The sequence below is a fragment of the Parahoeflea halophila genome (assembly GCF_900220985.1).
GTDB lineage: Bacteria > Pseudomonadota > Alphaproteobacteria > Rhizobiales > Rhizobiaceae > Hoeflea > Hoeflea halophila.
Genome location: NZ_OCPC01000001.1, coordinates 257530 through 279567, shown reverse-complemented (window position 1 = coordinate 279567; position 22038 = coordinate 257530). Strand labels below are relative to the sequence as shown.

The 22038-nt window shown below is 61.0% G+C and carries 26 protein-coding genes; 11 read left to right on the top strand and 15 right to left on the bottom strand.

Features of this window, described 5'->3' with window-relative positions; all coding sequences use genetic code 11:
• The first annotated feature begins 35 nt into the window (after positions 1 to 35).
• Genes CRO46_RS01380 through CRO46_RS01370 form a run of 3 tightly spaced genes read left to right on the top strand, consistent with a single transcriptional unit; the run spans position 36 to position 2721 of the window.
• On the top strand, positions 36 to 965 hold the full coding sequence (locus tag CRO46_RS01380; RefSeq protein ID WP_097104301.1) for a glutaminase: 930 nt from the start codon (positions 36 to 38) through the stop codon (positions 963 to 965).
• 32 nt (positions 966 to 997) lie between these two features.
• Positions 998 to 1888: a tRNA 2-thiocytidine(32) synthetase TtcA gene (gene ttcA / locus CRO46_RS01375; RefSeq protein WP_097106387.1), complete on the top strand. Its 891-nt coding sequence runs from the start codon at positions 998 to 1000 to the stop codon at positions 1886 to 1888.
• Positions 1885 to 2721 (top strand): inositol monophosphatase family protein, encoded by an 837-nt coding sequence (locus tag CRO46_RS01370; protein ID WP_097104299.1) that lies wholly within the window; start codon positions 1885 to 1887, stop codon positions 2719 to 2721. Before ttcA ends, CRO46_RS01370 begins: the two co-directional genes overlap by 4 nt.
• A gap of 10 nt (positions 2722 to 2731) precedes the next feature.
• Here the strand turns inward: CRO46_RS01370 and CRO46_RS01365 are convergent, their stop codons facing one another.
• On the bottom strand, positions 2732 to 3979 hold the full coding sequence (locus CRO46_RS01365) for a multidrug effflux MFS transporter (protein WP_097104297.1): 1248 nt from the start codon (positions 3977 to 3979) through the stop codon (positions 2732 to 2734).
• 414 nt (positions 3980 to 4393) lie between these two features.
• Between CRO46_RS01365 and CRO46_RS01360 the strand changes: the two genes are divergently transcribed.
• On the top strand, positions 4394 to 5440 hold the full coding sequence (locus tag CRO46_RS01360; protein WP_097104295.1) for a Gfo/Idh/MocA family protein: 1047 nt from the start codon (positions 4394 to 4396) through the stop codon (positions 5438 to 5440).
• A gap of 51 nt (positions 5441 to 5491) precedes the next feature.
• On the opposite strand, the gene CRO46_RS01355 is transcribed toward CRO46_RS01360, so the two are convergent.
• The 3 genes from CRO46_RS01355 to grxD all read right to left on the bottom strand — a co-directional run bounded on the left by CRO46_RS01355 (position 5492) and on the right by grxD (position 7132).
• Positions 5492 to 6205, bottom strand: coding sequence for a TIGR02453 family protein (locus CRO46_RS01355; protein WP_097104294.1), 714 nt, complete (start codon positions 6203 to 6205; stop codon positions 5492 to 5494).
• Positions 6202 to 6684 carry a YtoQ family protein gene (locus CRO46_RS01350; RefSeq protein ID WP_097104292.1) on the bottom strand — a complete coding sequence of 161 codons (483 nt, stop codon included), beginning with the start codon at positions 6682 to 6684 and terminating at the stop codon, positions 6202 to 6204. Before CRO46_RS01350 ends, CRO46_RS01355 begins: the two co-directional genes overlap by 4 nt.
• Before the next feature lie 115 nt (positions 6685 to 6799).
• On the bottom strand, positions 6800 to 7132 hold the full coding sequence (gene grxD, locus CRO46_RS01345; RefSeq protein ID WP_097104291.1) for a Grx4 family monothiol glutaredoxin: 333 nt from the start codon (positions 7130 to 7132) through the stop codon (positions 6800 to 6802).
• 240 nt (positions 7133 to 7372) lie between these two features.
• Here grxD and CRO46_RS01340 point away from each other — a divergent pair, with 240 nt between their 5' ends.
• Complete coding sequence (locus CRO46_RS01340) at positions 7373 to 8071, top strand: phosphodiester glycosidase family protein (RefSeq protein ID WP_179758910.1); 699 nt, start codon at positions 7373 to 7375, stop codon at positions 8069 to 8071.
• Between the two features lie 36 nt (positions 8072 to 8107).
• On the opposite strand, the gene CRO46_RS01335 is transcribed toward CRO46_RS01340, so the two are convergent.
• From CRO46_RS01335 to CRO46_RS01325, 3 genes are all read right to left on the bottom strand, one after another.
• Entirely contained in the window at positions 8108 to 8341 is a 234-nt protein-coding gene (locus CRO46_RS01335; RefSeq protein ID WP_097104287.1) for a BolA/IbaG family iron-sulfur metabolism protein, read from the bottom strand.
• Positions 8342 to 8361: 20 nt separating this feature from the next.
• The gene (gene purL, locus CRO46_RS01330) at positions 8362 to 10593 is read right to left on the bottom strand and encodes a phosphoribosylformylglycinamidine synthase subunit PurL (protein WP_097104285.1); all 2232 of its coding nucleotides are present in this window, start codon (positions 10591 to 10593) and stop codon (positions 8362 to 8364) included.
• Between the two features lie 147 nt (positions 10594 to 10740).
• Positions 10741 to 11118: a hypothetical protein gene (locus tag CRO46_RS01325; protein WP_097104284.1), complete on the bottom strand. Its 378-nt coding sequence runs from the start codon at positions 11116 to 11118 to the stop codon at positions 10741 to 10743.
• 183 nt (positions 11119 to 11301) lie between these two features.
• On the opposite strand from CRO46_RS01325, the gene CRO46_RS01320 reads away from it, so the two are divergent.
• Positions 11302 to 12636 (top strand): flavin-containing monooxygenase, encoded by a 1335-nt coding sequence (locus CRO46_RS01320; RefSeq protein WP_179758909.1) that lies wholly within the window; start codon positions 11302 to 11304, stop codon positions 12634 to 12636.
• On the opposite strand, the gene CRO46_RS01315 is transcribed toward CRO46_RS01320, so the two are convergent.
• The 4 genes from CRO46_RS01315 to purC are packed head-to-tail and all read right to left on the bottom strand — an operon-like array spanning position 12637 to position 15050.
• Positions 12637 to 13296 (bottom strand): alpha/beta fold hydrolase, encoded by a 660-nt coding sequence (locus tag CRO46_RS01315; RefSeq protein ID WP_097104279.1) that lies wholly within the window; start codon positions 13294 to 13296, stop codon positions 12637 to 12639.
• A 50-nt stretch (positions 13297 to 13346) separates the two neighbouring features.
• Positions 13347 to 14021, bottom strand: coding sequence for a phosphoribosylformylglycinamidine synthase subunit PurQ (gene purQ, locus CRO46_RS01310; protein WP_097104277.1), 675 nt, complete (start codon positions 14019 to 14021; stop codon positions 13347 to 13349).
• 3 nt (positions 14022 to 14024) lie between these two features.
• The gene (purS, locus tag CRO46_RS01305) at positions 14025 to 14267 is read right to left on the bottom strand and encodes a phosphoribosylformylglycinamidine synthase subunit PurS (RefSeq protein ID WP_097104274.1); all 243 of its coding nucleotides are present in this window, start codon (positions 14265 to 14267) and stop codon (positions 14025 to 14027) included.
• Between the two features lie 18 nt (positions 14268 to 14285).
• Positions 14286 to 15050, bottom strand: a complete 765-nt coding sequence (gene purC, locus CRO46_RS01300; RefSeq protein WP_097104271.1) for a phosphoribosylaminoimidazolesuccinocarboxamide synthase — start codon at positions 15048 to 15050, stop codon at positions 14286 to 14288.
• Between the two features lie 223 nt (positions 15051 to 15273).
• Here purC and CRO46_RS01295 point away from each other — a divergent pair, with 223 nt between their 5' ends.
• The 5 genes from CRO46_RS01295 (at position 15274) to CRO46_RS01275 (ending at position 18746) form a co-directional block, all read left to right on the top strand.
• The gene (locus CRO46_RS01295) at positions 15274 to 15594 is read left to right on the top strand and encodes a DUF1476 domain-containing protein (protein ID WP_097104268.1); all 321 of its coding nucleotides are present in this window, start codon (positions 15274 to 15276) and stop codon (positions 15592 to 15594) included.
• Positions 15595 to 15737: 143 nt separating this feature from the next.
• Positions 15738 to 16499, top strand: coding sequence for an HpcH/HpaI aldolase family protein (locus CRO46_RS01290; RefSeq protein WP_097104267.1), 762 nt, complete (start codon positions 15738 to 15740; stop codon positions 16497 to 16499).
• A gap of 264 nt (positions 16500 to 16763) precedes the next feature.
• A complete protein-coding gene (locus CRO46_RS01285) occupies positions 16764 to 17285 on the top strand; it encodes a hypothetical protein (RefSeq protein WP_097104265.1) in 522 nt (173 codons plus the stop codon).
• Entirely contained in the window at positions 17285 to 17686 is a 402-nt protein-coding gene (locus CRO46_RS01280) for a phage holin family protein (RefSeq protein WP_179758908.1), read from the top strand. Before CRO46_RS01285 ends, CRO46_RS01280 begins: the two co-directional genes overlap by 1 nt.
• Positions 17676 to 18746: a DUF3618 domain-containing protein gene (locus CRO46_RS01275; protein ID WP_097104261.1), complete on the top strand. Its 1071-nt coding sequence runs from the start codon at positions 17676 to 17678 to the stop codon at positions 18744 to 18746. Before CRO46_RS01280 ends, CRO46_RS01275 begins: the two co-directional genes overlap by 11 nt.
• 126 nt (positions 18747 to 18872) lie before the next feature.
• Here CRO46_RS01275 and CRO46_RS01270 read toward each other — a convergent pair whose 3' ends face one another.
• The 4 genes from CRO46_RS01270 to CRO46_RS01255 form a co-directional block, all read right to left on the bottom strand.
• Entirely contained in the window at positions 18873 to 19427 is a 555-nt protein-coding gene (locus CRO46_RS01270; RefSeq protein WP_097104259.1) for an RBBP9/YdeN family alpha/beta hydrolase, read from the bottom strand.
• Positions 19428 to 19569: 142 nt separating this feature from the next.
• Positions 19570 to 19803: a hypothetical protein gene (locus tag CRO46_RS01265; RefSeq protein WP_097104257.1), complete on the bottom strand. Its 234-nt coding sequence runs from the start codon at positions 19801 to 19803 to the stop codon at positions 19570 to 19572.
• Between the two features lie 134 nt (positions 19804 to 19937).
• Positions 19938 to 21266 (bottom strand): adenylosuccinate lyase, encoded by a 1329-nt coding sequence (gene purB, locus CRO46_RS01260; RefSeq protein WP_097104255.1) that lies wholly within the window; start codon positions 21264 to 21266, stop codon positions 19938 to 19940.
• A gap of 78 nt (positions 21267 to 21344) precedes the next feature.
• A complete protein-coding gene (locus tag CRO46_RS01255; RefSeq protein ID WP_244577739.1) occupies positions 21345 to 21929 on the bottom strand; it encodes a hypothetical protein in 585 nt (194 codons plus the stop codon).
• Positions 21930 to 22038: the final 109 nt, after the last annotated feature.

Sequence of the window (22038 nt, the reverse complement as noted above, 5' to 3'; positions counted from 1 at the left end):
TTTGAGCTATCAAAGCCGAGCTCGGGAGACCGCCGATGAGAGATCTGCAACAGGTTCTGAACGAGATTGCCGCCGAGGCTGCCGGCGACGAGGACCGCGGCGTGGTGGCGCAATACATCCCCGAACTCGCCAAGGTTGATGCGAAGCAGTTCGGTATTGCCGTGACCTTGCCGGACGGAACCGTGCTGTCCGCCGGTGATTCTGCCACCGGGTTTTCAATCCAAAGCGTTTCCAAGGTTTTTACCCTGGCGCTGGCCCTTGGCAAGCTCGGCGATTCGGTCTGGAGCCGAGTCGGGCGCGAACCGTCGGGCAACCCGTTCAACTCGATCGTCCAGCTGGAACAGGAAAAGGGCCGGCCGCGCAATCCGTTCATCAATGCGGGCGCCATTGCCGTGGTCGACCTGATCATGGCCGGACATCAACCGAAGGAAGCGATCGGCGAGATCATCCAGTTCTTCCGCCACCTGGCCGATGATGATTCGATTCTGATCGATGAACATGTGGCGCGCTCGGAAACAGCGCATGGCGACCGCAATGCGTCGCTGGCGCATTTCATGCGCTCTTTCGGCAATATCCACCACCCGGTCGATCACGTTCTCGGTGTCTATTTCCACCAGTGTGCGCTGGTGATGAATTGCCGGCAATTGTCACGGGCAGGGCTGTTCCTGGCGAGCCAGGGGCGTGACCCGGTGACCGGCGCGCAGGTGGTCTCCGAACAGCGGGCGCGCCGCATCAATGCCATCATGCTGACCTGCGGCCATTACGACGGATCCGGCGAGTTTGCCTTCCGTGTCGGCCTGCCGGGAAAGAGCGGTGTCGGCGGCGGTATCCTGGCGATTGCGCCGGGCAAAGCCTCGATTGCGGTCTGGTCTCCGGGGCTCGACAGGGTCGGCAATTCCAAACTCGGAACCGCGGCGCTTGAACAATTGGCCCGGCGGATGGATTGGACGGTGTTCGGGGCTTGACTGTTTCGGGCAAAGCCATCATCCCCGGTGCCATGAGTGATGTCATCGACAGAATGGAGACGACAGACCCCGCCGCCGGTGCGGGACCGTCGCTTTATGCAGACGCGCCATCGAGCGTATCGTTCAACAAGCTGCGCAAACGGCTGATCCGCAATGTGCGGCAGGCTATCGACGATTTTTCGATGATCCCGGCGGCGGATCCCGGCGGAAAGCGGCCGCGCTGGCTGGTGGCGCTCTCCGGCGGAAAGGATTCCTACGGGCTGCTGGCGCTTCTCATGGATCTGCAATGGCGCGGCATGCTGCCCGTCGATCTGATTGCCTGCAATCTCGATCAGGGCCAGCCGAATTTTCCGAAGCACATCCTGCCCGATTACCTGGCGGCGCATGGAGTGCCGCACCGCATTGAGTATCGCGACACCTATTCGGTGGTGACCGCCAAGGTGCCGGAAGGGGCTACCTATTGCGCGCTGTGTTCTCGTCTGCGACGCGGCAATCTCTACCGGATTGCGCGCGAAGAAGGCTGCGAGGCGCTGGTGCTCGGCCATCACCGCGACGACATTCTCGAGACGTTCTTCCTCAATTTCTTTCACGGCGGGCGGCTCGAGGCGATGCCGCCCAAGCTGCTGAACGATGATGGCGACGTCATGGTTCTCAGGCCGATGGCCTATTGCGCCGAGGAGGATCTCGCGCGCTTTGCCGAAGCGTTGGCGTTTCCGATCATCCCGTGCGATCTGTGCGGCTCGCAGGACGGGCTGCAACGCAATGCGATGAAGCTGATGATCGGGGATATCGAGCGGCGGATGCCCGGCCGCAAGGATTCGATGATCCGGGCCCTGTCCAACACGCGGCCATCACATTTGCTGGACAGATCGCTGTTCGACTTTGCAGGACTTACGACGCAGCCAGGGAAGGCAGATATATGAGCACTCTTACCGCGACCGACATGGACTGGCTGGCAGCGCTGCTTCTGGATGTGGGCGCCGCCGAGATCATGCCGCGGTTCCGCAATCTGGGCGATGGCGACGTGCAGCAGAAGACCTCCGCCGCGGACCTGGTTACCGAAGCCGATGTCAATGCCGAGCGGAAGATCACGGCCGCTTTGCTGGAGCGGTTTCCCAGCGCTCTCGTCATCGGCGAAGAGGCTGTTGCTGACGATCCGACGCTGCTCGACGGCTGGAGCAAGACCGACAGGCTCGCTTTCGTGGTCGATCCGATCGACGGAACCTTCAATTTTGCCTCTGGCGTCGCCTCCTTCGGCGTGATGCTGGCGGTGGTCAGCCGCGGCGAAACGATCGTCGGCATCATTCACGACCCGGTCGGCAAGGACTGGATCATGGCGCAGAAAGGCGCAGGCGCCATTTACCGACGGATGAATGGACGCGAGAGCGCGCTGAAGGTGGCCGAAGCGGCCGGCGCGGCGGACAAGATGATCGGATCGGCGTCGTGGCAGTACATGCCGGAGCCCGAGCGGACGCGGGTCGCGCGCAATCAGGCGCATTGCCTGGGGAGCGTCGCCTACCGGTGTGCTGCGCAGGAATACCGTCTGCTTGCGGGCGGCCACATCCACTTCGCGATGTATCACAAGCTGATGCCATGGGACCATCTGGCCGGCACGCTGATCACCGAGGAAGCTGGCGGCCATGTTCGCCGTTTCGACGGCAGCGTCTATCGTCCGGAGCATCTTGATGGCGGCGTGCTGTCGGCGACCGACCCGGACAGCTGGAATATGGTGCGCGAAGCCCTGTGGCGCGCCTGACCTCTTTGGGTCAGTTGGGCGTACCAATGCCGAACAGCCGGCCTTTTTCTGCAATCAGGACCATTATTAGCGATATCGCCGATACAATGGCATAGCCGGCCGCGAGCGGGAAAACCGTGCCGTCAAATGTTTGTCCGATCACCGCACCTACGACGCCGCCACCAACGGTCTGGGCAAAGCCCAGCGTGGATGAGGCGGTGCCGGCGATGGCGCCAAGCGGCTCCATGGCGATTGAATTGAAGTTCGATCCAACAAAGCCGAACAATGGCATCATGAGCATGGAAATACCGAAGAAAAGCCAGAACGGAATTGGCCCCATGGCGGTCAGGCCAGCCAGCACCAGGGCAAGGGTGAAATAGGCTATCAGTGCACCGTGAGACAGGCGGCGCTGGCCGAATCTTCCGACAAGCCGCGAATTGACGAAGGAGGATCCGGCCATGACGACGGCCACCGCGGCGAATGCCACCGGGAAATAGGTGCCCAGGCCATAGAGATCGACATAGATCGGCTGTGCGACGTTGAGAAAGGCGAACAGGGAACCGAAATAGAAGCTTGTAGCCAATGTGTAAAACAGCGCGATGCGATTGGTCAGCACGATTGCGAAGGCTTCGCGGATGCTCTTGGTGGTCAGCGGACGGCGGTTCTCGTTGTCGAGCGTTTCGGGCAGACGCAACATCGCCCAGAGCCCGACTGCCAGTGAGACCAGTGCCATGAAGACGAAGATGAGATGCCAGTCACCGCCCAGGATGATGACTTGACCAATCATCGGTGCAAACACCGGCACCACCATGAAGACCATCATCACCAGCGACATGGTGGCCGCCATGGCGCGACCCGAATGGGTGTCGCGCACAACCGAGATGGCGATAACACGTGTCGCAGCAGCGCCAACGCCCTGCAGGAAGCGAGCGATCAGAAGAAACTCAAAGCTTGGCGCAAGGGCACCCGAAATCGCACAGATTGCATAGAGCGCGATGCCGAAAAACAGCGGTGCACGTCGGCCGAAGCGGTCGGACACCGGGCCGAAAAACAGCTGCGCCCCGCCGAATCCGATAATGTAGGACAGCAGGATATACTGCACACTGTTGCCATCCGCGATGCCAAGGTCGCCCTGGATGTTGGGGAATGCCGGTAGCATGATATCGATTGCCAGGGCATTGAGCGCCATGAGCGAGGCGATTATAGCGATAAATTGCGCGCGGCCGAGACCCTTGACGGTCGCAGGGGGGGGCGCGACAGCAGCCGTGTTTACGTCCATTGAAATGAATTCCACCTAATCGAAACAGGATGCGCTTGCGCAGCCGTTTATTGCAATGCTCGATCCCAGTTGCGTCAATCGGGCAATCGTGCCGGAAATATCGGGAATACGGGACTCAAAAGGCGGGCCGTCGTAACCGGTGCCAGCATCGTACATAGACCCGGCACAGTTTTCGGGCAAGCCTGTGAATTACAGGGGAATGTATTGCATCAAATTGTGATCAGGTCAGCCGCCGGGTACTCGTCTGTCAGGCAATGGAGAGGTGAGGCGGACCGAGGAGCAGAATTCTTCCGGCGCGCAATCGGATGGTTTGGGACCTGCTGCGAAGCAGCTACATTCCGCGGTGATCAGGGGAGCTGCTGCTTTAGAGATGCAGGGTGTGCAGACAATATCGGTGAAAATTGGGGAGTGTAGATGCCAGACATCAAACCGCTTCGGCTTGCGCTTATCGGGCTCGGCATGGCGACCAAGCCACATCGGGAAGCATTGCGGGATCCCTCCTGTCCCGCCGGACTGGCTGGGGTCTACAACCGCACCCGCGCCAGGGCCGAGGACGTGGCCGGTCAGGAAGGCTGCCGGGTTTTTGACAGTCTTGAACAGATAGCAGGCGATTCAAGCGTCGACGGGGTGCTAGTTACGACGCCGCCGGACCAGCGGCTGGAAATCGTCGAGATGATGGCGCAAGCAGGCAAGCACATTTTGATGGAAAAGCCGGTCGAACGAACGCTTCCGGCGGCCGAAAACCTCGTCGCAATCTGCGAACGCCACAAGGTGCAGTTGGGGATCGTGCTGCAACACCGGTTCCGGGCTGGGGCGATGCGGTTGAAAGCCCTGGTTCAAGCCGGAGAGCTCGGAGATATCGCGCTGGTGCGCGTCGAAGTTCCGTGGTGGCGGGATCAGGCCTATTACGATCAGCCGGAGCGGGGCACCTACGCGCGAGACGGTGGCGGGGTGCTTATCAGTCAGGCAATCCACGTGCTGGACCTGATGCTGAGCCTGACGGGGCCTGCGAAGATGGTACAGGCGCTGACTGCCACGACGGCGGTGCACAGCATGGAAACGGAAAATTTCGCCACCGCAGGCATTCGCTTCGCATCCGGGGCCGTGGGCTCGATCGTGGCAACGACGGCAACCTATCCCGGCGGCACCGAGAGCATTGTGCTTGATGGCACGCTGGCAACAGCGACATTGCGCGGCGGGCGGCTCGATGTCGTCTGGCGCGACGGACGCACCGAGCAGACAGACGAACCCGCAGGCACCGGCGGCGGCGCCGACCCGATGGAGTTTCCCTGTGACTGGCACAGGGCCCTGATCGCTGATTTCGCGATGGCGATCCACGAGCAACGCGCCCCTCTGGTTACCGGCCGGGAAGCATTGAAGGTGCACTTGCTCATCGAGGCTATCTCCAGATCAGCGACGGCCGGAGCTGCGGTCGAAGTCGTGCCAGTTGCAACCGGTTAGACTCGAGGTTGCAGCAAGCCGCCGCTGTCCAGAGGCATCGACATTTCTTTCCTATTTACTGGCTTCTTCGCGGGCAGCGCGAACCGGGTCGATGACACGCCAGCCGAAATTGAGGAAGGGCTGCGCGGCTTCGGCGAGCTCGGTCAGATCATCGAGCAGGGCGGTGCCGTCAAGCCGGTCCTTCGTAAAGCGGCGCGACAGGGTCAGGTGTCTGAGTCTCAGCAGCTCTAGCAGGGCAGGGTCGGTGATGGCCTCAAACCCACGTGGGGTCCGCTTGAGGCTGTTTTCGAGATCAAAGGCGAAACCGAGCGCGAGCAAGGGCTCAAGGGTTGCGTCGAATTGCGGCTTGCGCGCAACGATGGCTTCACGGAAGGCACGCAGCTCGTCCGACTCCATCGAATAGAAGCCGACGGCGAGAAAGCACTCCTCTGGCGAGACATGGAAATAAAGCAGACCCTGGTCCTTCTTGGTGCCGGAACGGGTGATGACCGCGCTGACATGGGTATTGTAGGGGTGCTTTTCCTTTGCAAACCGGACGTCGCGGTTGATCCGGAAGGTTGAGGTCTTGCGATGGCAGGTAAGCGGGATCTTCCGCGAAGCCAGACGTGCGGCCAGATCGTCGATCAGCTGTCCGCGCGGCTCGTTGAGATGCTCTTCGAAGATGGCCTTGTTGTCGTGAAACCATTCGCGGTTCTGGTGAAAGCCGAGGGCCTTCAGGAAGGGCAGGGCCTTGTCACCAAAACCGTGATAGGCCCCGCTGCTCATTGTGCGGCGTCCTGTGCTCCGGTGTAGCCGGACAATTCGCCGTTGATGACATAGCTGAGGATGGCGACCACCTGATCCGGGGTCTTGGCGACGGCGAGGGCCGCGGCGTCGACTTCCTTGAGTGCGTGGGCGTGTTCGTCCTGGTGCAGGATGATCAGCGGCTTGCCGAGCGCTGCAGCGAATCCCGCGTCGAAGGCTGCATTCCACTGTTTGTATTTTTCGCCGAAGCGGACCACTACGATGTCAGCCTTCTCAATCAGCGTGCGGGTGCGGATGGCGTTGATCTGGGCGCCCTTGTGGTCATGCCAGAACTTGTTCGGTTCGGCACCAAGGATTGCAACGCCGACGTCGTCGGAGGCTTCGTGGTGGGTGACGGGCGCATTGAAGGCGACCGGCAATCCTGCCTGCGTCGCGCCTGCCTCGATCTGGTCGCGCCAGTCGGTGTGAATTTCGCCCGAGAGGTAGATGGTCCAGGTCATGCTCGCGTCTCCAGTCGTCGTGGTCTGGTCAGGTGTAGGGTAATGGATTTTCCAGGCAGCTGAAACGAAAAGAGGCGGAAAATCCGCCTCTTGCCGTGTCATGAAGAAAGAAAGCTCAGGCTGCCTTGACCGGAACGCCCGCGTCGGTCATGTGCTGCTGCAACTCGCTCGACTGGAACATCTCGCGGACGATGTCGCAGCCGCCGATGAACTCGCCCTTGACGTAGAGCTGCGGGATGGTCGGCCAGTTGGAATATTCCTTGATGCCGTTGCGCAAGGCATCGTCAGCCAGAACGTTGACGCCCTTGTAGGGCACGCCAAGGTAATCGAGGATCTGGACGACCTGGCCCGAGAAACCGCATTGCGGAAACTGCGGGGTGCCCTTCATGAACAGCACCACGTCGTTGTTCTTCACTTCGTTGTCGATGAAATCATTGATGCCGGACATCGTTGGATCCTTTCAGAGCGCGTGGCCACGATATTTGTTACCCCTCAGATAACGCGGGCGGCATGACAAGACAAGAAGGCGCGCTCTATAAGTGATCGGATGAGGATGCGTCGCGCCGGTTATTCTGTCCTGTTCTTGCTGGCCGCGGCCGGTATGTGGGCGGCTTGGAGCATGGTGTCTCCGCCGCCAGCCCGTGTTCCTCCCGCAACTCAGAAGCCGGAAGAACCCGGGAGCATGAAGATGACCAAGAAACCCGAAATCTGTGAGGAAATAGTGTTCGAGGGTTCGCGCGCGGTGCTGTGCACGGCCGACCCGGGTGATCACGACATCAGGCTCATCTATCGCGGTCCCGATGGCGAGGTGCTTGGCAGTGTCTCCAAGGCGGTCACGGCACTGGCGGCGGCCGGACGGACACCGGTACTGGCGATGAATGCCGGCATGTATCATGCAGACATGACGCCGGTCGGACTTTATGTCGAGGACAGCACCGAACTTGCGCCCCTGAACACGGAAGAGGGATTCGGCAATTTCTTTCTCAAACCCAACGGCGTGTTCTTTGTCGGTGCGAACGGAACTGCCGGAGTGATGGAGACGGAAGCCTACCGGGCGGCGGGGATGGTGCCCGAATTCGCTACACAGTCCGGGCCGATGCTGCTGATCGAAGGGGAGGTCCATCCCCGGTTCCTGCCGGACGGGACATCGAGATATATCCGCAACGGCGTCGGCGTGCGCGCTGATGGCAGCATCGTGCTGGCAATCACCCGCGACGAGGTCAGTCTGGGCTCTTTCGCACGCCTGTTCCGCGACATCGCAGAGTGCGAGAACGCGCTGTTCTTCGACGGCGCGGTCTCGAGCCTTGCCTGGGGCACACATATGGAAATCGATGCGGGTGAACCGGCAGGGCCGGTTGTCGCGGTGTTCGACAGAATTGAGGACTGAAACCCGCGGAGGCTTTATGGCCTCCGCCAGACAGCCTTATTCCGGGACGCTGGTCTGCAGCGCCAATGCGTGCAGGACGCCGCCCATGTTGCCTTCCAGCGCGTTGTAGACCATCTGGTGCTGCTGCACCCGGCTCTTGCCGCGGAAGCTTTCGGAGACGACTTCGGCAGCATAATGATCGCCGTCGCCGGCAAGATCGCGGATGGTGACCTTGGCGTCAGGAATCCCGGTCTTGATGAGTTTCTCGATGTCGCCAGCATTCATTGGCATGGGGTAGGCTCCTGATTGGGTTATTCTGCGGCCAGCGCTTCGGGGACGTCCATGAAGGCAGGAAACCACGATTCATGGGTGGCGCGCAATGTGGATATGGGGAGCGACAACAGGCCTTCGATCTCAAGGCTGTCGCCGGACATTGTCCCGAGCTGACGGAAGGGGATGCCCGCGCCTTCTGCGCTGGCCATGATGTAGTTTGCCAGATCCGACGGGACCGTGATGACGTAGCGCGCCTGATCCTCGCCAAACAGCAGCCCATGGGCCGGGCCGTGGCAATTTGACAGGTCAAGCTGCATGCCGAGATCGGAGGCCATGACCATTTCAGCCAGCGTGGCAGCGAGGCCGCCGGATGAGATGTCGTGGCAGGAGGTCACCTGGCCGTTGCGGATTGCCGAGCGGACGAAATCGCCATTGCGGCGTTCTTCCATGAGGTCGACCGGCGGTGGTGCGCCTTCTGATCGGCCAAGGCAGTCGCGCATCCAGGCCGACTGGCCGAGATGGCTGCAATCGCCGCCGATCAGGATCACCGCGTCTCCGGCGCTGGCGCCGCCGACGCGGGCCATCTTGGACCAGTCTTCGATCAGGCCGACGCCGCCAATGGTCGGTGTCGGCAGAATGGCTTCTCCATTGGTCTCGTTGTAGAGCGAGACATTGCCCGAAACGATGGGGAAATCGAGCGCGGTGCAGGCTTCGCCGATGCCCTGGATGGCCATCACCAGCTGGCCCATGATCTCGGGCCGTTCGGGATTGCCGAAATTGAGATTGTCGGTCGAGGCCAGCGGTTCGGCGCCGGTGGCGGTAAGATTGCGCCAACACTCGGCAACTGCCTGCTTGCCACCCTCGTAGGGATTGGCCTCGACATAGCGCGGGGTCACGTCGGACGAGAAGGCCAGCGCCTTGGTGGCGTGGCCTTCGACCCGCACAACACCGGCATCGCCGCCGGGGATTTGCAGCGAATTGCCCTGTATCAGCGTGTCGTACTGCTCCCAGACCCAACGCCTGGATGCGTTGTTGGGCGAGCCGAGCAGGTCGAGAAGGGCCTGGCCATAATCTTCCGGCTCCTCGACATCGTTAATGTCGAGCGGCGAAAGGCCACCAAGATCGCGCCACTCGCGGTCATATTCGGGGGCTTCGTCACCGAGTTCCTTGATCGGCAGATTGGCGACTTCCTCACCCTGATGCAGGATGCGGAACCGGAGATCATCGGTGGTCTTGCCGACGACGGCGAAATCGAGGCCCCATTTGACAAAGATCGCCTTGGCAACTTCCTCCTTCGAAGGCTCGAGCACCATGAGCATGCGCTCCTGGCTTTCCGACAGCATCATCTCGTAGGCGCTCATGTTCTCTTCGCGCACCGGCACCTGGTCGAGATCGAGCTCGATGCCGAGATCGCCCTTGGCGCCCATTTCAACGGCCGAGCAGGTGAGGCCTGCCGCGCCCATGTCCTGAATGGCAATGACGGCACCGGTCTGCATCAGCTCGAGACAGGCCTCGAGCAGGCATTTTTCGGTGAAGGGGTCCCCGACCTGCACGGTGGGCCGTTTTTCCTCGATGGACTCGTCAAACTCGGCCGAGGCCATGGTGGCGCCGCCGACACCGTCGCGACCGGTCTTGGCCCCAAGATAGACCACAGGCAGACCGACGCCCTTGGCCTCGGACAGGAAGATCGCGTCGGTCCTGGCAATGCCGGCCGCAAAAGCGTTGACCAGGCAGTTGCCATTGTAGCGTGAATCGAACTCGACTTCGCCGCCGACCGTGGGCACACCGAAGGAATTTCCGTAGCCGCCGACACCGGCAACAACGCCGGAAACCAGGTGGCGGGTCTTCGGGTGATCAGGCTCACCGAATCTGAGCGCGTTCATGGCAGCGATCGGGCGGGCGCCCATGGTGAAGACATCGCGCAGGATGCCGCCAACGCCGGTCGCGGCACCCTGGTAGGGCTCGATATAGGAGGGATGGTTGTGGCTTTCCATCTTGAAGACCACACAGTCGCCGTCACCGATATCAACCACACCGGCATTCTCGCCGGGGCCCTGCAACACCCGCGGTCCGCTGGTCGGCAATGTGCGCAGCCATTTCTTCGATGACTTGTAGGAGCAATGCTCGTTCCACATCGCCGAGAAAATCCCCAGCTCGGTAAAGCTCGGTTCACGCCCGATCAGATCGAGTATGCGCTGGTACTCTTCGGGCTTGAGCCCGTGAGCCGCGATAAGATCTTCGGTGATGGGAATGATATTCGGGATGCTCATGGAGGTGGTCGCCCTTCCTGTCTGCGCCTGGTGCAGGCTATAGCGCAATGGCGGGTCCGTTGGCACCTTCAAATTGCGATTTCAGGTGAATAAACGCGCCTAACTGTGGACGGGTTCAATCCGTGGGCGCCGCCTTCACGGCGGCGATCAGCACCCGGTGGCGCCAGAAGCCCAGCGGGAAATGTCACCGTTGATGCGGCCGGCGAGCGGCGAGGTGGAGAGCGGGCCGTAGAACTGGGCTTTACCGGCGCTTGCGACAATGACCGCCTTGGGCAGCGATTGCGGCTTGCCGCGCGGAATGATCAGCAGCCGTGGCGTGCTGGTGGTATCGAGCTCGGGAACAATGCCGTATTCGGCAAAATCCTTGTCGCTGAGCCAGCAGGCATGGGCCTGGCTGTTGACCTTCTGCAGCGTCGCCACGGCCAAAGTGTTCGAACCCGTGCCTGCTGGCGGGCCCGAGGCTGGGGCGCAGGCGGACAAGGCCATAAAGGAGGCGATGACGAGCATCATGGGCAAGTGTTTCATCAGGCTCTCCGGGGCCGGCCATCGCAGATGTGGTTCGAGGCTTTCGCATAGCATGATTCCCGGTTGCGCAAGTGGCCAAACCGCCAGCATCCGGACAGACGGAAAGGGCGGATATGGTTGTGAGACAGTGGAGCAACTGCTAACAACCAAAGGAGAATTCCGGGGCACGAGCGGGAAGACAGAGTGAACAGACTTGATCATGTTCGGGTTTGCATTGTAGGGGCCGGCCCGACCGGTCTGACGACAATCAAGAATCTGGTAGCTGCAGGCGTCACCGACATCATCTGCCATGAGATGCAGGGTGAGACCGGGGGTATCTGGGCCTTCAGCGAGGATCCGGATCGAGCAAGTGTCTATGATAGCGCGCACACGATCAGCTCGAAGCGGTATTCGCAGTTTCCCGATTTTCCCATGCCCGATTGCTATCCGGATTATCCCTCCAACAGGCAGATTCTCGACTATATGCGCAGCTACGAGGCGCATTTCGGGCTGAGCCGGTATATCCGGCTGAACTCCAGGGTCAGCGGTGTGAAGCGGCGGTCCGATGGCGTCTGGGAAATCTCCTTAGAGACTGCGGACGGGACGTGCCTCCAGACCGCGAATTATCTGATCGTCTGTTCGGGTCACCACAGAGACCCCTCGGTACCGGATATCGCGGCCGATTTTACCGGCGAGCAATTGCATGCAGGGCGATACAAGAAGGCGGAGGGTTTCGCGGGTAAGAAGGTGCTGGTTGTCGGAGGCGGAAATTCGGCCTGTGATATCGCAGCGGCCGTCAGCCGGGTGACAGATGGCGTCGAGCTGAGCATCCGCAGCCCGCAAGTCATCGTGCCGAAGCTTTTTGGCGGCCGGCCGATAGACCGGCAGTTCGCCAAGCTGTCGAAGCCGTCATTGCGATGGGTGCGTGACCTTGGCCTCAGGTTCGGTGTCTCGCTGCTGGTAGGGCGCTACGCGGATTACGGGCTTCAACAGCCGCGGGGCCGCGTTCTGAGCCATCATCCAACCCTGAACACCGACATTCTCGACCGGATCCGCCATGGCAAGGTGACACCCCGACGGGGGATCAGCGGGATCGAGGGCAGGACGGTCAAGTTCGATGACGGCGCCAGTGCGGAATTCGATGTGATCATCTGGGCGACGGGCTACCGGCTCGGTGCGCCATTCCTTGAGGGCGTCTGCCCCGACTGGAGCGAGGCCGCGCAAGTTCCGCTCTATCTCAAGATGATGATGGCAGACCTGCCCAAGCTGTTTTTTGTCGGGCTGATCCAGCCGGTCGGTTGCATCTGGGTGCTCGCCGATTTGCAGGCGAAGCTCGCCGCGGCAGAGATTTCCGGCGCCTGGAAGCGGCCGGACAACATGGCGGCGCTTATCGAGCGGGACAACCGGCGTGACGCCCGGCGCTACAAAGCCAGCCCGCGGCATGCGGTTCAGGTTGAAGTGCATGAATATACAGAACAGCTCAAGGCAGCCCTGCGCGCCGGAAGAGTTCGAGCCGGTGCCGGTGCTGCAAGGCAATGATCAGCGGGCGGCGCGTATCACAGCGCGCAGAATTTCCGACTGGATTGCCTCATTGTGGGTGACGGTCCAGTGGTCGTCGCCTTCGCCCATAACATCCGTACGCGCGCGCATGTCGATGTTTTTGATGCGCCTTTTCGGCACGCCGGACCGGGGCTTGAGTTCGGCGCCGAGGCCGTTTTTGGAGAAATAGTAGTTCACGTAGCGCTTGACGTTGGTGGAAAGCGGACCGGCCCGGGTCGGGTCCACGGTAATGACAAGCTCTACCGGAATGTTGTCCCTGCGCAGGCTGTCGGCAACCTGCAGCGCAGCGTTTCCGCCAAAAGAATGGCCGACGATGACAATGGGTTTGCCCCTCCTGGATTGCTTGTACTGTCTGGCAATTCTCGCCCTGAGAGCAGACCCGCCGAGATGGCTGTAGACCTTGGCTTCGATCTTCCGCCGGGCGAGGCTTTGGGTCATGGTGTCAAAGCCGGTGGAGAAGATCCCCATGAAACCGCGTATGAAGTAGACTTGGGTGACAGGTTCAGCGGTGTTTTTTGCAGCAGCGTGAGCTGGTGCGGCTAAGGTCAGGGATAAAGCCAGCAGCAAGCCGGTGAGCAGGCAAAGGCCCCACCGGCGGTCTTGATGGGGTCTGGTATAGAGATCTTCGAACGCATTCATGGGCCGACTCCGCCTACCTGCATGGTCGACGGAATCTTTAGCACACCGGATCAGGCGTCAACAAGTCCGAGGGCGGATTCGAACAGGGCGCGGCCATCGGAGCCGCCATGGGCCGCTTCGATCAGGTTTTCCGGATGCGGCATCATGCCCAGCACATTGCCAGCCCTGTTGACGATGCCGGCGATGTTGTTGAGCGAGCCGTTCGGGTTGGTTTCGGCGGTGTAACGGAACGCAACCTGATTGTTGGCCTCGAGATCGGCCAGCGTGTCGGCATCGGTGAAATAGTTGCCGTCGTGATGGGCGACCGGGCAGCGCAGGATCTGGCCCTGGGTGTAGCCCCGGGTAAACACCGTAGATGCATTTGCAACTTCGAGCCGGACTTCGCGGCAGACAAATTTGAGTGAGGCATTGCGCATCAGCGCGCCTGGCAGCAGTCCCGCCTCGAGCAGGATCTGGAAGCCGTTGCAGACGCCGATGACGCGGGTGCCTTTTTCGGCCTTCTCGCGCACCGCCTGCATGACCGGCATGCGTGCGGCTATCGCACCGCAGCGTAAATAGTCGCCATAGGAAAAGCCGCCCGGGATGACGATCAGCTCGATATCATCGGGAATGGAGGTTTCCGTCTGCCAGATGGTGAGCGGGGCCTGACCCGAGACATGGGTCAATGCCGCGATCATGTCGCGGTCGCGGTTGAGCCCGGGGAGCAGAATGACGGCGGCTTTCATGACTCAGATCACCTCGACCGAAAAATCCTCGATCACCGTGTTGGCGAGGAGCTTCTCGCCCATGGCCTTGAGTTCGGCTTCGGCGACAGCGCGGTCCGAGGTTTCGAGAACCACGTCGAAGACCTTGCCCTGGCGGATGGAATTGACGCCGGAGAAACCGAGGCCGCCGAGCGCGTGCTCGATGGCCTTGCCCTGCGGGTCGAGGACGCCGTTTTTCAGCGTGACGGTGACGCGTGCCTTGATCATTTTATGAGCTCCCGACGCTTACTTGACCAGAACCGGCCCGGTGGGGCGGTTGGGTTCGTTCTCGTTCATGATGCCGAGGCGGCGGGCAACTTCCTGATAGGCTTCGACCAGGTTGCCGAGGTCGCGCCGGAACACGTCCTTGTCGAATTTCTCGCTGGTGTTGATATCCCACAGGCGGCAGGAATCGGGCGAGATCTCGTCGGCAACGACGATGCGCATCATGTCGCCCTCGAATAGGCGGCCGCATTCGATCTTGAAATCGACGAGCTGGATGCCGACACCCAGAAACAGACCGGACAGGAAGTCGTTGACGCGGATGGCGAGCGCCATGATGTCGTCGATTTCCTGCGGGCTGGCCCAGCCGAAAGCCGTCACATGCTCTTCCGAGACCATCGGGTCATCCAGCGCATCAGCCTTGTAGTAGAATTCGATGATGGAGCGGGGCAGGACGGTGCCTTCCTCGATACCGAGACGCTTTGCCAGCGACCCGGCGGCGATGTTCCGCACCACGACCTCGAGCGGAATGATTTCGACTTCCTTGATCAACTGCTCGCGCATGTTGACGCGTTTGATGAAGTGGGTCGGGATGCCGATCCGGTTGAGATGCGTGAAGATGTACTCGGAAATGCGGTTGTTGAGAACGCCCTTGCCGTCGACCACGTCATGCTTCTTCTTGTTGAACGCGGTGGCGTCATCCTTGAAGAACTGGATCAGCGTGCCTGGTTCAGGGCCTTCATACAGAATCTTGGCCTTGCCTTCGTAGATACGGCGGCGACGGGTCATGGAGCATCTCTGTCTAAATGTGCCGGCTGAAGCCGCGGCAACTCGGCTTGGGGATTTTGAGCCGTGCTTTAGCGGATTGTCCAGGCTTTCACAACGCTGTTGTCGGCAATGTCCCCCGAATTGCACGGTTGGAGACCGGTTTGCATTGCACTTTCGGCGGTCTTTTGTTTTATGGAGTGAACCCACATATAGGGTATAATCGATTCACGCCGGGAGCCAGCTCATGAGCGATATGAAAGACCGCGAAAACGCATTTGAGAACAAGTTTGCCCATGACGAGGAGCTGAAGTTCAAAGCCGAAGCCCGCCGCAACAAGATGCTCGGCCTGTGGGCTGCAGAATTGCTTGGCAAGACCGGTGAGGAAGCCGAAGCCTATGCCAAGGAGGTTGTCATGGCCGATATCGAGGAAGCTGGCGATCACGACGTGTTCCGCAAGGTGCGTGCCGATTTCGACAATGGTGGTGTCAACCAGTCCGACCATCAGCTGCGCCGCAAGATGCAGGAACTGCTGGTCGTTGCCGTCGAGCAGATTCAAGCTAGCTGATCCGGGCCAGCTGATCCGGGCCAACTGATCCGGGCAGACTGAAACAATCGATCCCGCCCTCGGCTTGCCGGGGGCGGTTTTTTGTTGGATTGAGGGTGCAGAGCGCCTTTGGCGGGCGATGCGTTGATTCGAGGGGGAAGGCCATGCAGTTGCGCGACAGACTGGATCAGGAAGAGATGCTGATGACGGCGTGGTCGACCTCGCCATCGGTGGAGATGGCGGCGGCACTGGCGCGCTGTGCTTTCGATACGGTGACCGTCGACATGCAGCATGGGGCGCACACCGAGACGACGGCATTTGCCGCGGCGCGGGCAATCATCACGGCGAGCAAACCTGCAATCCTGCGGGTTCCGGTTGGCCGCAATGATCTGGCCAGCCGGGCACTCGATATGGGATTCGAGGCGGTGATTGCGCCAATGATCAATTCGGTGCAGGACGCCAGGGCGTTTGCGGCCGCGATGAAATATCCGCCGATGGGTGAGCGCTCCTGGGGGCCGGTGAAGGCGCTACAGATGCATACGTCCTACACGCCTGAGAGCTATTTCCGCTCGGCTAACACCAGGACGGTGTCGCTGGCGATGATCGAGACAAGGGCGGCTTTCGCTGCGCTCGACGGCATTCTCGCAACCGACGGCATCGACGGTGTGTTTGTCGGGCCGTCGGACCTGTCGATCTCCTGGTCGGGCGGCGCTCATGTCGACCCGCACAATGAAGAGCTGCAGGGCGTGATCGCGGAAATAGCCCAGAAGGCCCGCAAGGCGGGAAAATTCGCCGCCATCTTTGCCGTCGATCCTGCCGACGTTCCGCGCTTTGGCAAGATGGGCTACCGCTTGGCGGCCCTGAACACCGACCCGGGGATCATCGCGGCCGGTGCTGCGGTGATGCTGGAAAAGGCGAAGGGTTAAAGCTTTTCGGCCCTCCGAGGAAAGATTATTGCGAGCATAGAATGCTCGCGGCTAATGCGGGATGCGCATGGGCCGGGTGCTCTGCGCTGCGGTTCAGGAACGGCCCTGAACAAAAATCCTCATTTCCGCGGAACTTTATGAATTGAGCGTTGTTGAACTCCCGTAATAAAGGAGACGGCAATGAACAGCATATTTTACACCATCGGGCTCGTGGTTGTTGTGCTCTTTGTGCTGGGCCTGCTGGCTTAAGAAGGAGAGACGCCAATGACAAGCTCCAAATCAGAGACGATGGCAAACGCCACCGACAACATTAAACAGAAAATTTCAGAAACCGGCGAAAAGCTGAAAAGCGAAGCCAGACACCAGAGCGATGAGGCAAAGTCGCGGGTGGCAGACGAGATGTCGAACGTTGCCAGCGCGCTCCATGGCGCGTCGGGCGAATTTGACACGGGCACCCTGCAGGCAAAGCTGCTCAATCAGATCGCCGACGGGATCTCGGGTGCCGCAGACACGGTCCGCAACAAAGACATGTCCGAAGTCGTGACAGACGTTCAGGGCTTTGCACGCAGTAACCCTGCGGTCTTCCTCGGCGGAGCAGCTCTTCTCGGCTTTGTTGCCAGCCGGTTCGCCAAGGCGTCTGAGTCCCGAGACCACGACCGCCAGCCATCCACGACGCCAAGCTATCCGGCGGCGACTACACCGGCTTCGCCGACCGCTACGGCGTCGAGCGCGCAGCCAGTTTCTGGCAGCGCCCCGACCTCAACACGCAGATCGGAGACAAAATAATGACCGAACACAGCACAATGTCGGGCGCCAAAGGGCTTTTCTCCGACGTCCTGACGCATGCCACCAATCTCATTCGCGGTGAAGTCGATCTTGCCCGCGCCGAGATTTCCGAAAATCTCAAAGCAGCGGCGACTGCGGTCGGCTTGATCGTCGGAGGTGTGGTTATTGCTCTCACCTCGCTTAACGTCCTTGCAGCCGCTTTGGTTGCCGCGCTGACAGACGCCGGCATGGCAAGCGGCTGGGCTGCCTTGCTCGTCGGGGTCGGTTTTGCGCTGATCGCTTTCGCGCTGACTTACAAGGGCCTGAACGATCTCAAACCTGCCAGCATTGCCCCCACGCGGGCAGGCCGCAACCTGCGGCGCGATGTCGATGCCGTGAAGGAGAGCTACCATGACAAATAATTCCAGAAACGTTCAGGAAATCGAACGCGACATCGAGCGCGAGCGCGCGCAACTTTCAAGGTCTCTTGACGCGCTTCAGAGCCAGTTCTCGCTCGAGGGCATCTTCCGGCAGGCTTCCGACCAGGTGTCCCGCCACGGCGGCGAATTTGGTAGCTCGATCAGCAGATCGGTGAAAAGCAATCCGATCGCCCTGGCCTTGACGGGTATTGGGCTCGCCTGGATGATCTATGGCGAAAACCGCAGGCATGACGAGGCCTCCTTGAGCAGCCGCACCACGTCGCGGCCACTGGACACCTCTCCGTTTGGCGAAGACCGGACGGCGGCTTACGGCAGGCACAGTACCGTCGGCGACTACGGCTCCGCCGGAGGGGCGAGCAACTCCGCGTCTTCAAGGCTCAGCGATGCGGCCGATACGGTTTCCGGCGCTGCGTCCGACGCCAAGCGGGCAGCTTCTGACCGGTGGGACCGGGCGCAATCCACAGCGTCCAATTACGCCGATAGCGCCTCGGCCTATGCCCGCCGGACCCGCGCTTCGGCTGAGGATTTGCGCCGGCGTCTATACGAAGGTACTGAAAATCTTTCCGAGTCTGCGCGGCAAAAGGTTGTCGCCGCCCGCGAGCGGGCCCAGCAGGCGCAGGAACGGGTCGAAGACGCAGCGCGGCGCGGCAAATCAGAGGCAGTTGATTTCTTCAACAGTCAGCCGCTTGTCGCAGGAGCTCTGGCACTTGCTGTCGGCGCCGCCATTGGCGCACTTGCACCGCGCACCAGGACCGAGGACGACGCGGCTGGCGCGCATTCGGACAGGCTCTTTGCAGAAGCAGAGCGGGTGTTCCGAGAGGAAGCCGAAAAGGCCGAGAAGGTGGTCAAGAAAGCAGCTACGGAGGCCAAGACCGTCGCTCGCGAAGAAAAGGCCAAGGCTGACAGCAAGGCCCCGGGAGACAAGACCGCGGCCGAGGCGGCTGTCAGCAAGGCGAAATCATCCGGGAAACGCGTTGCAAGTGCGGCAAAAGAGGAAGCCTCGAAGCAGAAGCTGGGGCAGCCCAAATCCGGCAGCAACTGACCGGGTTGCCCGGTGTGGCGCTCACCCGGCGCCAACAAACGATCAGTAACAAACGCCCGGACCGCGGTTCGGGCGTTTTTGTGTCATCATCGCGAACAGAACCTCAAAAGCTGGCCCGGGAAGCGATCAAGGTTTGAGGCGAGAGAGGAAGTTGGCGAAGACCATGATGCCTTCGGGCCACGGGCCATGGCCTGAGTCAGGATCGATATGACCTGCTTCGCCGGCGTCGATCAGCATCGATCCCCAGGCGTTGGCCATGTCGCCTGCGTGGTCGAAAGAACCGAAGGGATCATTGCGGCTCGCCACAACGATGGAGGGAAATTCCAGCGGCTGCTCAGGGTAGGGGCCGAAGGTCATGAGGTGCTTGGGGCGGATGTTCGGATTGTTGACTTCCGGTGGCGCGACAAAGAACGCTCCGGCAATCCTGTTTTCAAGCCGCGGCAGGGCCTGCAGCGCGGTGGCCACGCCAAGTGAATGGGCGATGACGACAACCGGTTTCTCAGCTTCGTTGACAGCTTCAGCGAAGCGCGCCGTCCAGTCTTCACGCACCGGTTTGGTCCAGGCGTCCTGTTCGACACGACGTGCGGTCGACAGCCGGGCCTGCCAACGGGTCTGCCAGTGCTCGGGGCCGGAATTCTTGTATCCGGGAACGATGAGAATATCGGATTCTGCTACTTTCATGATGCCGAGTTGGGCAAAGCGCTGATAAATGTCAACCGGGAGAAACGGTCCGAGGGCACGCTTGTAGCTCTATTTTGGTCTCGGCGTGCTGAATCTTGCCGACTGCGCCGGCGTGAGGCTCACGTGCCTGCCGCGGGCCGCGTCAGCGATCCGTCGCCGGGTAGGAACTGATCTGCGCCGGGGGCGTGATGACAAAAGGGGCGCCTCCGTTTTTCAAATGACCTTGGGTGAAAATCAGCAGGACGCCGAGCGAAATGACGACGCTTGCGGCGGCGATCCAAAGGGTGAAGCCGGTGTCGTGGGGATGATGTGGTTCGAGGCCGTTGTCGCGGCGGTCCTGACTGCCATTGCCGGCAAGGGGCGGATAATCCTGCATGGGGGTCTCCAATGATTACGGATGACCAGCAGATTGAGCGGCAACCACGGCAAGACGGGGGCAGCAGCAGGGCGAGACAGTGACACGCAATCACTTCACATGACCGCGTGTCATTTTTGTCTCAGTTGATGCTCTCAGCTCTCGCCGAAGACGCGGGCAAAGATCGTGTCGACATGCTTGGTGTGATAGCCGAGATCGAAACGATCCCTGATTTCGGTCTCGGCGAGATATTTGCGGACATCCTCGTCGGCGAGAAGCTCGGTGAGGAAGTCGACTTCCGAATCGCCCGAGGTCTGGTAGCTGTTCCACACCTTCATGGCGTTGCGCTGAACCAGCCGGTAGGCGTCCTCGCGCGAGGAACCGGCCTGGGTCAGCGCCAGCAGGATGCGTTGCGAATGCACCAGCCCGCCGAGACGGTCCATGTTGCCGATCATGCGCTCGGGATAGACCATCAGCTTGTCGATGACGCCCGTCAGCCGCGCCAGCGCGAAGTCCAGCGTGACGGTGGTGTCCGGGCCGATCATGCGCTCGACCGAGGAGTGCGAGATATCGCGCTCGTGCCACAGGGCAACGTTCTCCATGGCCGGGGTGACTGCCATGCGGACCAGACGCGACAGACCGGTAAGGTTCTCCGTCAGCACCGGGTTGCGCTTGTGCGGCATGGCCGACGAGCCCTTCTGACCCTTGGAAAAATACTCCTCGGCTTCCAGAACCTCGGTGCGCTGCAGGTGGCGGATCTCGGTGGCGACGCGCTCGATCGAAGAGGCGATGACACCGAGGGTGGCGAAATACATCGCGTGGCGGTCGCGCGGGATGACCTGGGTGGAGACCGGCTCGGCGGTCAGCCCCATGGCCTTGGCGACATGTTCTTCAACGCGCGGATCGATGTTGGCAAAGGTGCCGACCGCGCCTGAGATGGCGCAGGTGGCGATTTCTGCACGGGCATTGAGCAGGCGGGTGCGGCAGCGGTCGAACTCGGCATAGGCTTCAGCCATCTTCAGGCCGAAGGTCACCGGCTCGGCATGGATGCCGTGCGAGCGGCCGATGCAGACGGTGTCTTTGTGCTCGTAGGCGCGGCGCTTGATGGCGGCGAGAAGCGCATCCATGTCGGCGAGCAACAGATCGGTGGCCCTGACCAGCTGGACATTGAAGCAGGTGTCGAGCACGTCCGACGAGGTCATGCCCTGGTGCACGAAACGGGCGTCGGGACCGACGATCTCGGCCAGGTGAGTCAGGAAGGCGATGACGTCGTGCTTGGTTTCGCGCTCGATTTCGTCGATACGGTCGATGTCGAACGTGGCCTTGCCGCCCTTGTCCCAGATTGTCCGGGCTGCCTCCTTCGGGATAACGCCGAGGTCGGCCAGCGCATCGCATGCGTGTGCCTCGATCTCGAACCAGATGCGGAATTTTGATTCCGGCGACCAGACAGAGACCATTTCCGGGCGGGAGTAACGAGGTATCATGGCGAAATCCGTAGCAGGTTGGCGTTGCGGCGGGTCTAGACCATTTCCGTCCGGATTCAAACTTTGGATCGGAAGAGTCTAGTCAGTCCGGCTGCTTTTCCGCCCCTTTGTCGGTGAGTGCCGTGTGGCAAGCAGCCAGGACGCAGCGAAGAGGAAGACCACGCCCAAGGGCAGATAGAGCCGGATTCCCATGACTGCGAACTGGTAGAGCGCCGACGCGCTGGTGAAGATCAGCTGCACCAGCCAGATCCTGGTGAAGGCGTCTCCATGCCACTGGGCGTAGAAATTGCGGTAGATGATGGCGAACATCATGGCTGTGATCGCAATGGTAAAGATCGTCAGGCACAGGAAGGCCGCGGCGAAAGCTGCTTCGCGGGCGCGGCGAAAGGCAATGAAGCGGAAGGCGGCAAGGCAGGGCGGCCACGCGCAGGCAGCCCCCGCAAATACGAGCGCTGTCAGGCTCCAGTAGTGGCTGGTCAGGGCTGCGACGGAAAGCCAGAGCCAGGCCTGGGCCGAAATCGCCATGGCTACACCCCAGGCGATTGCGCCGTAGACAACGTCACGCCAGGCAGGCCGTGCGGCCCGCAGGCGGTCTCTGAGGTTGGAATTGTCGTTGGCGGGCTTCGGTTTCGGGCCCCTGTGCCGTCTGACCGGGGTTTTCATCGGCCGCGGGAATCATCGGTACGCGCCTGAGGAAACCCGGCAAGTGAAACGGCAGATTTGCAGGGCAGAGGCGTCATTGGGATCCCAGATTGGTTGGCAGCACCGCGTA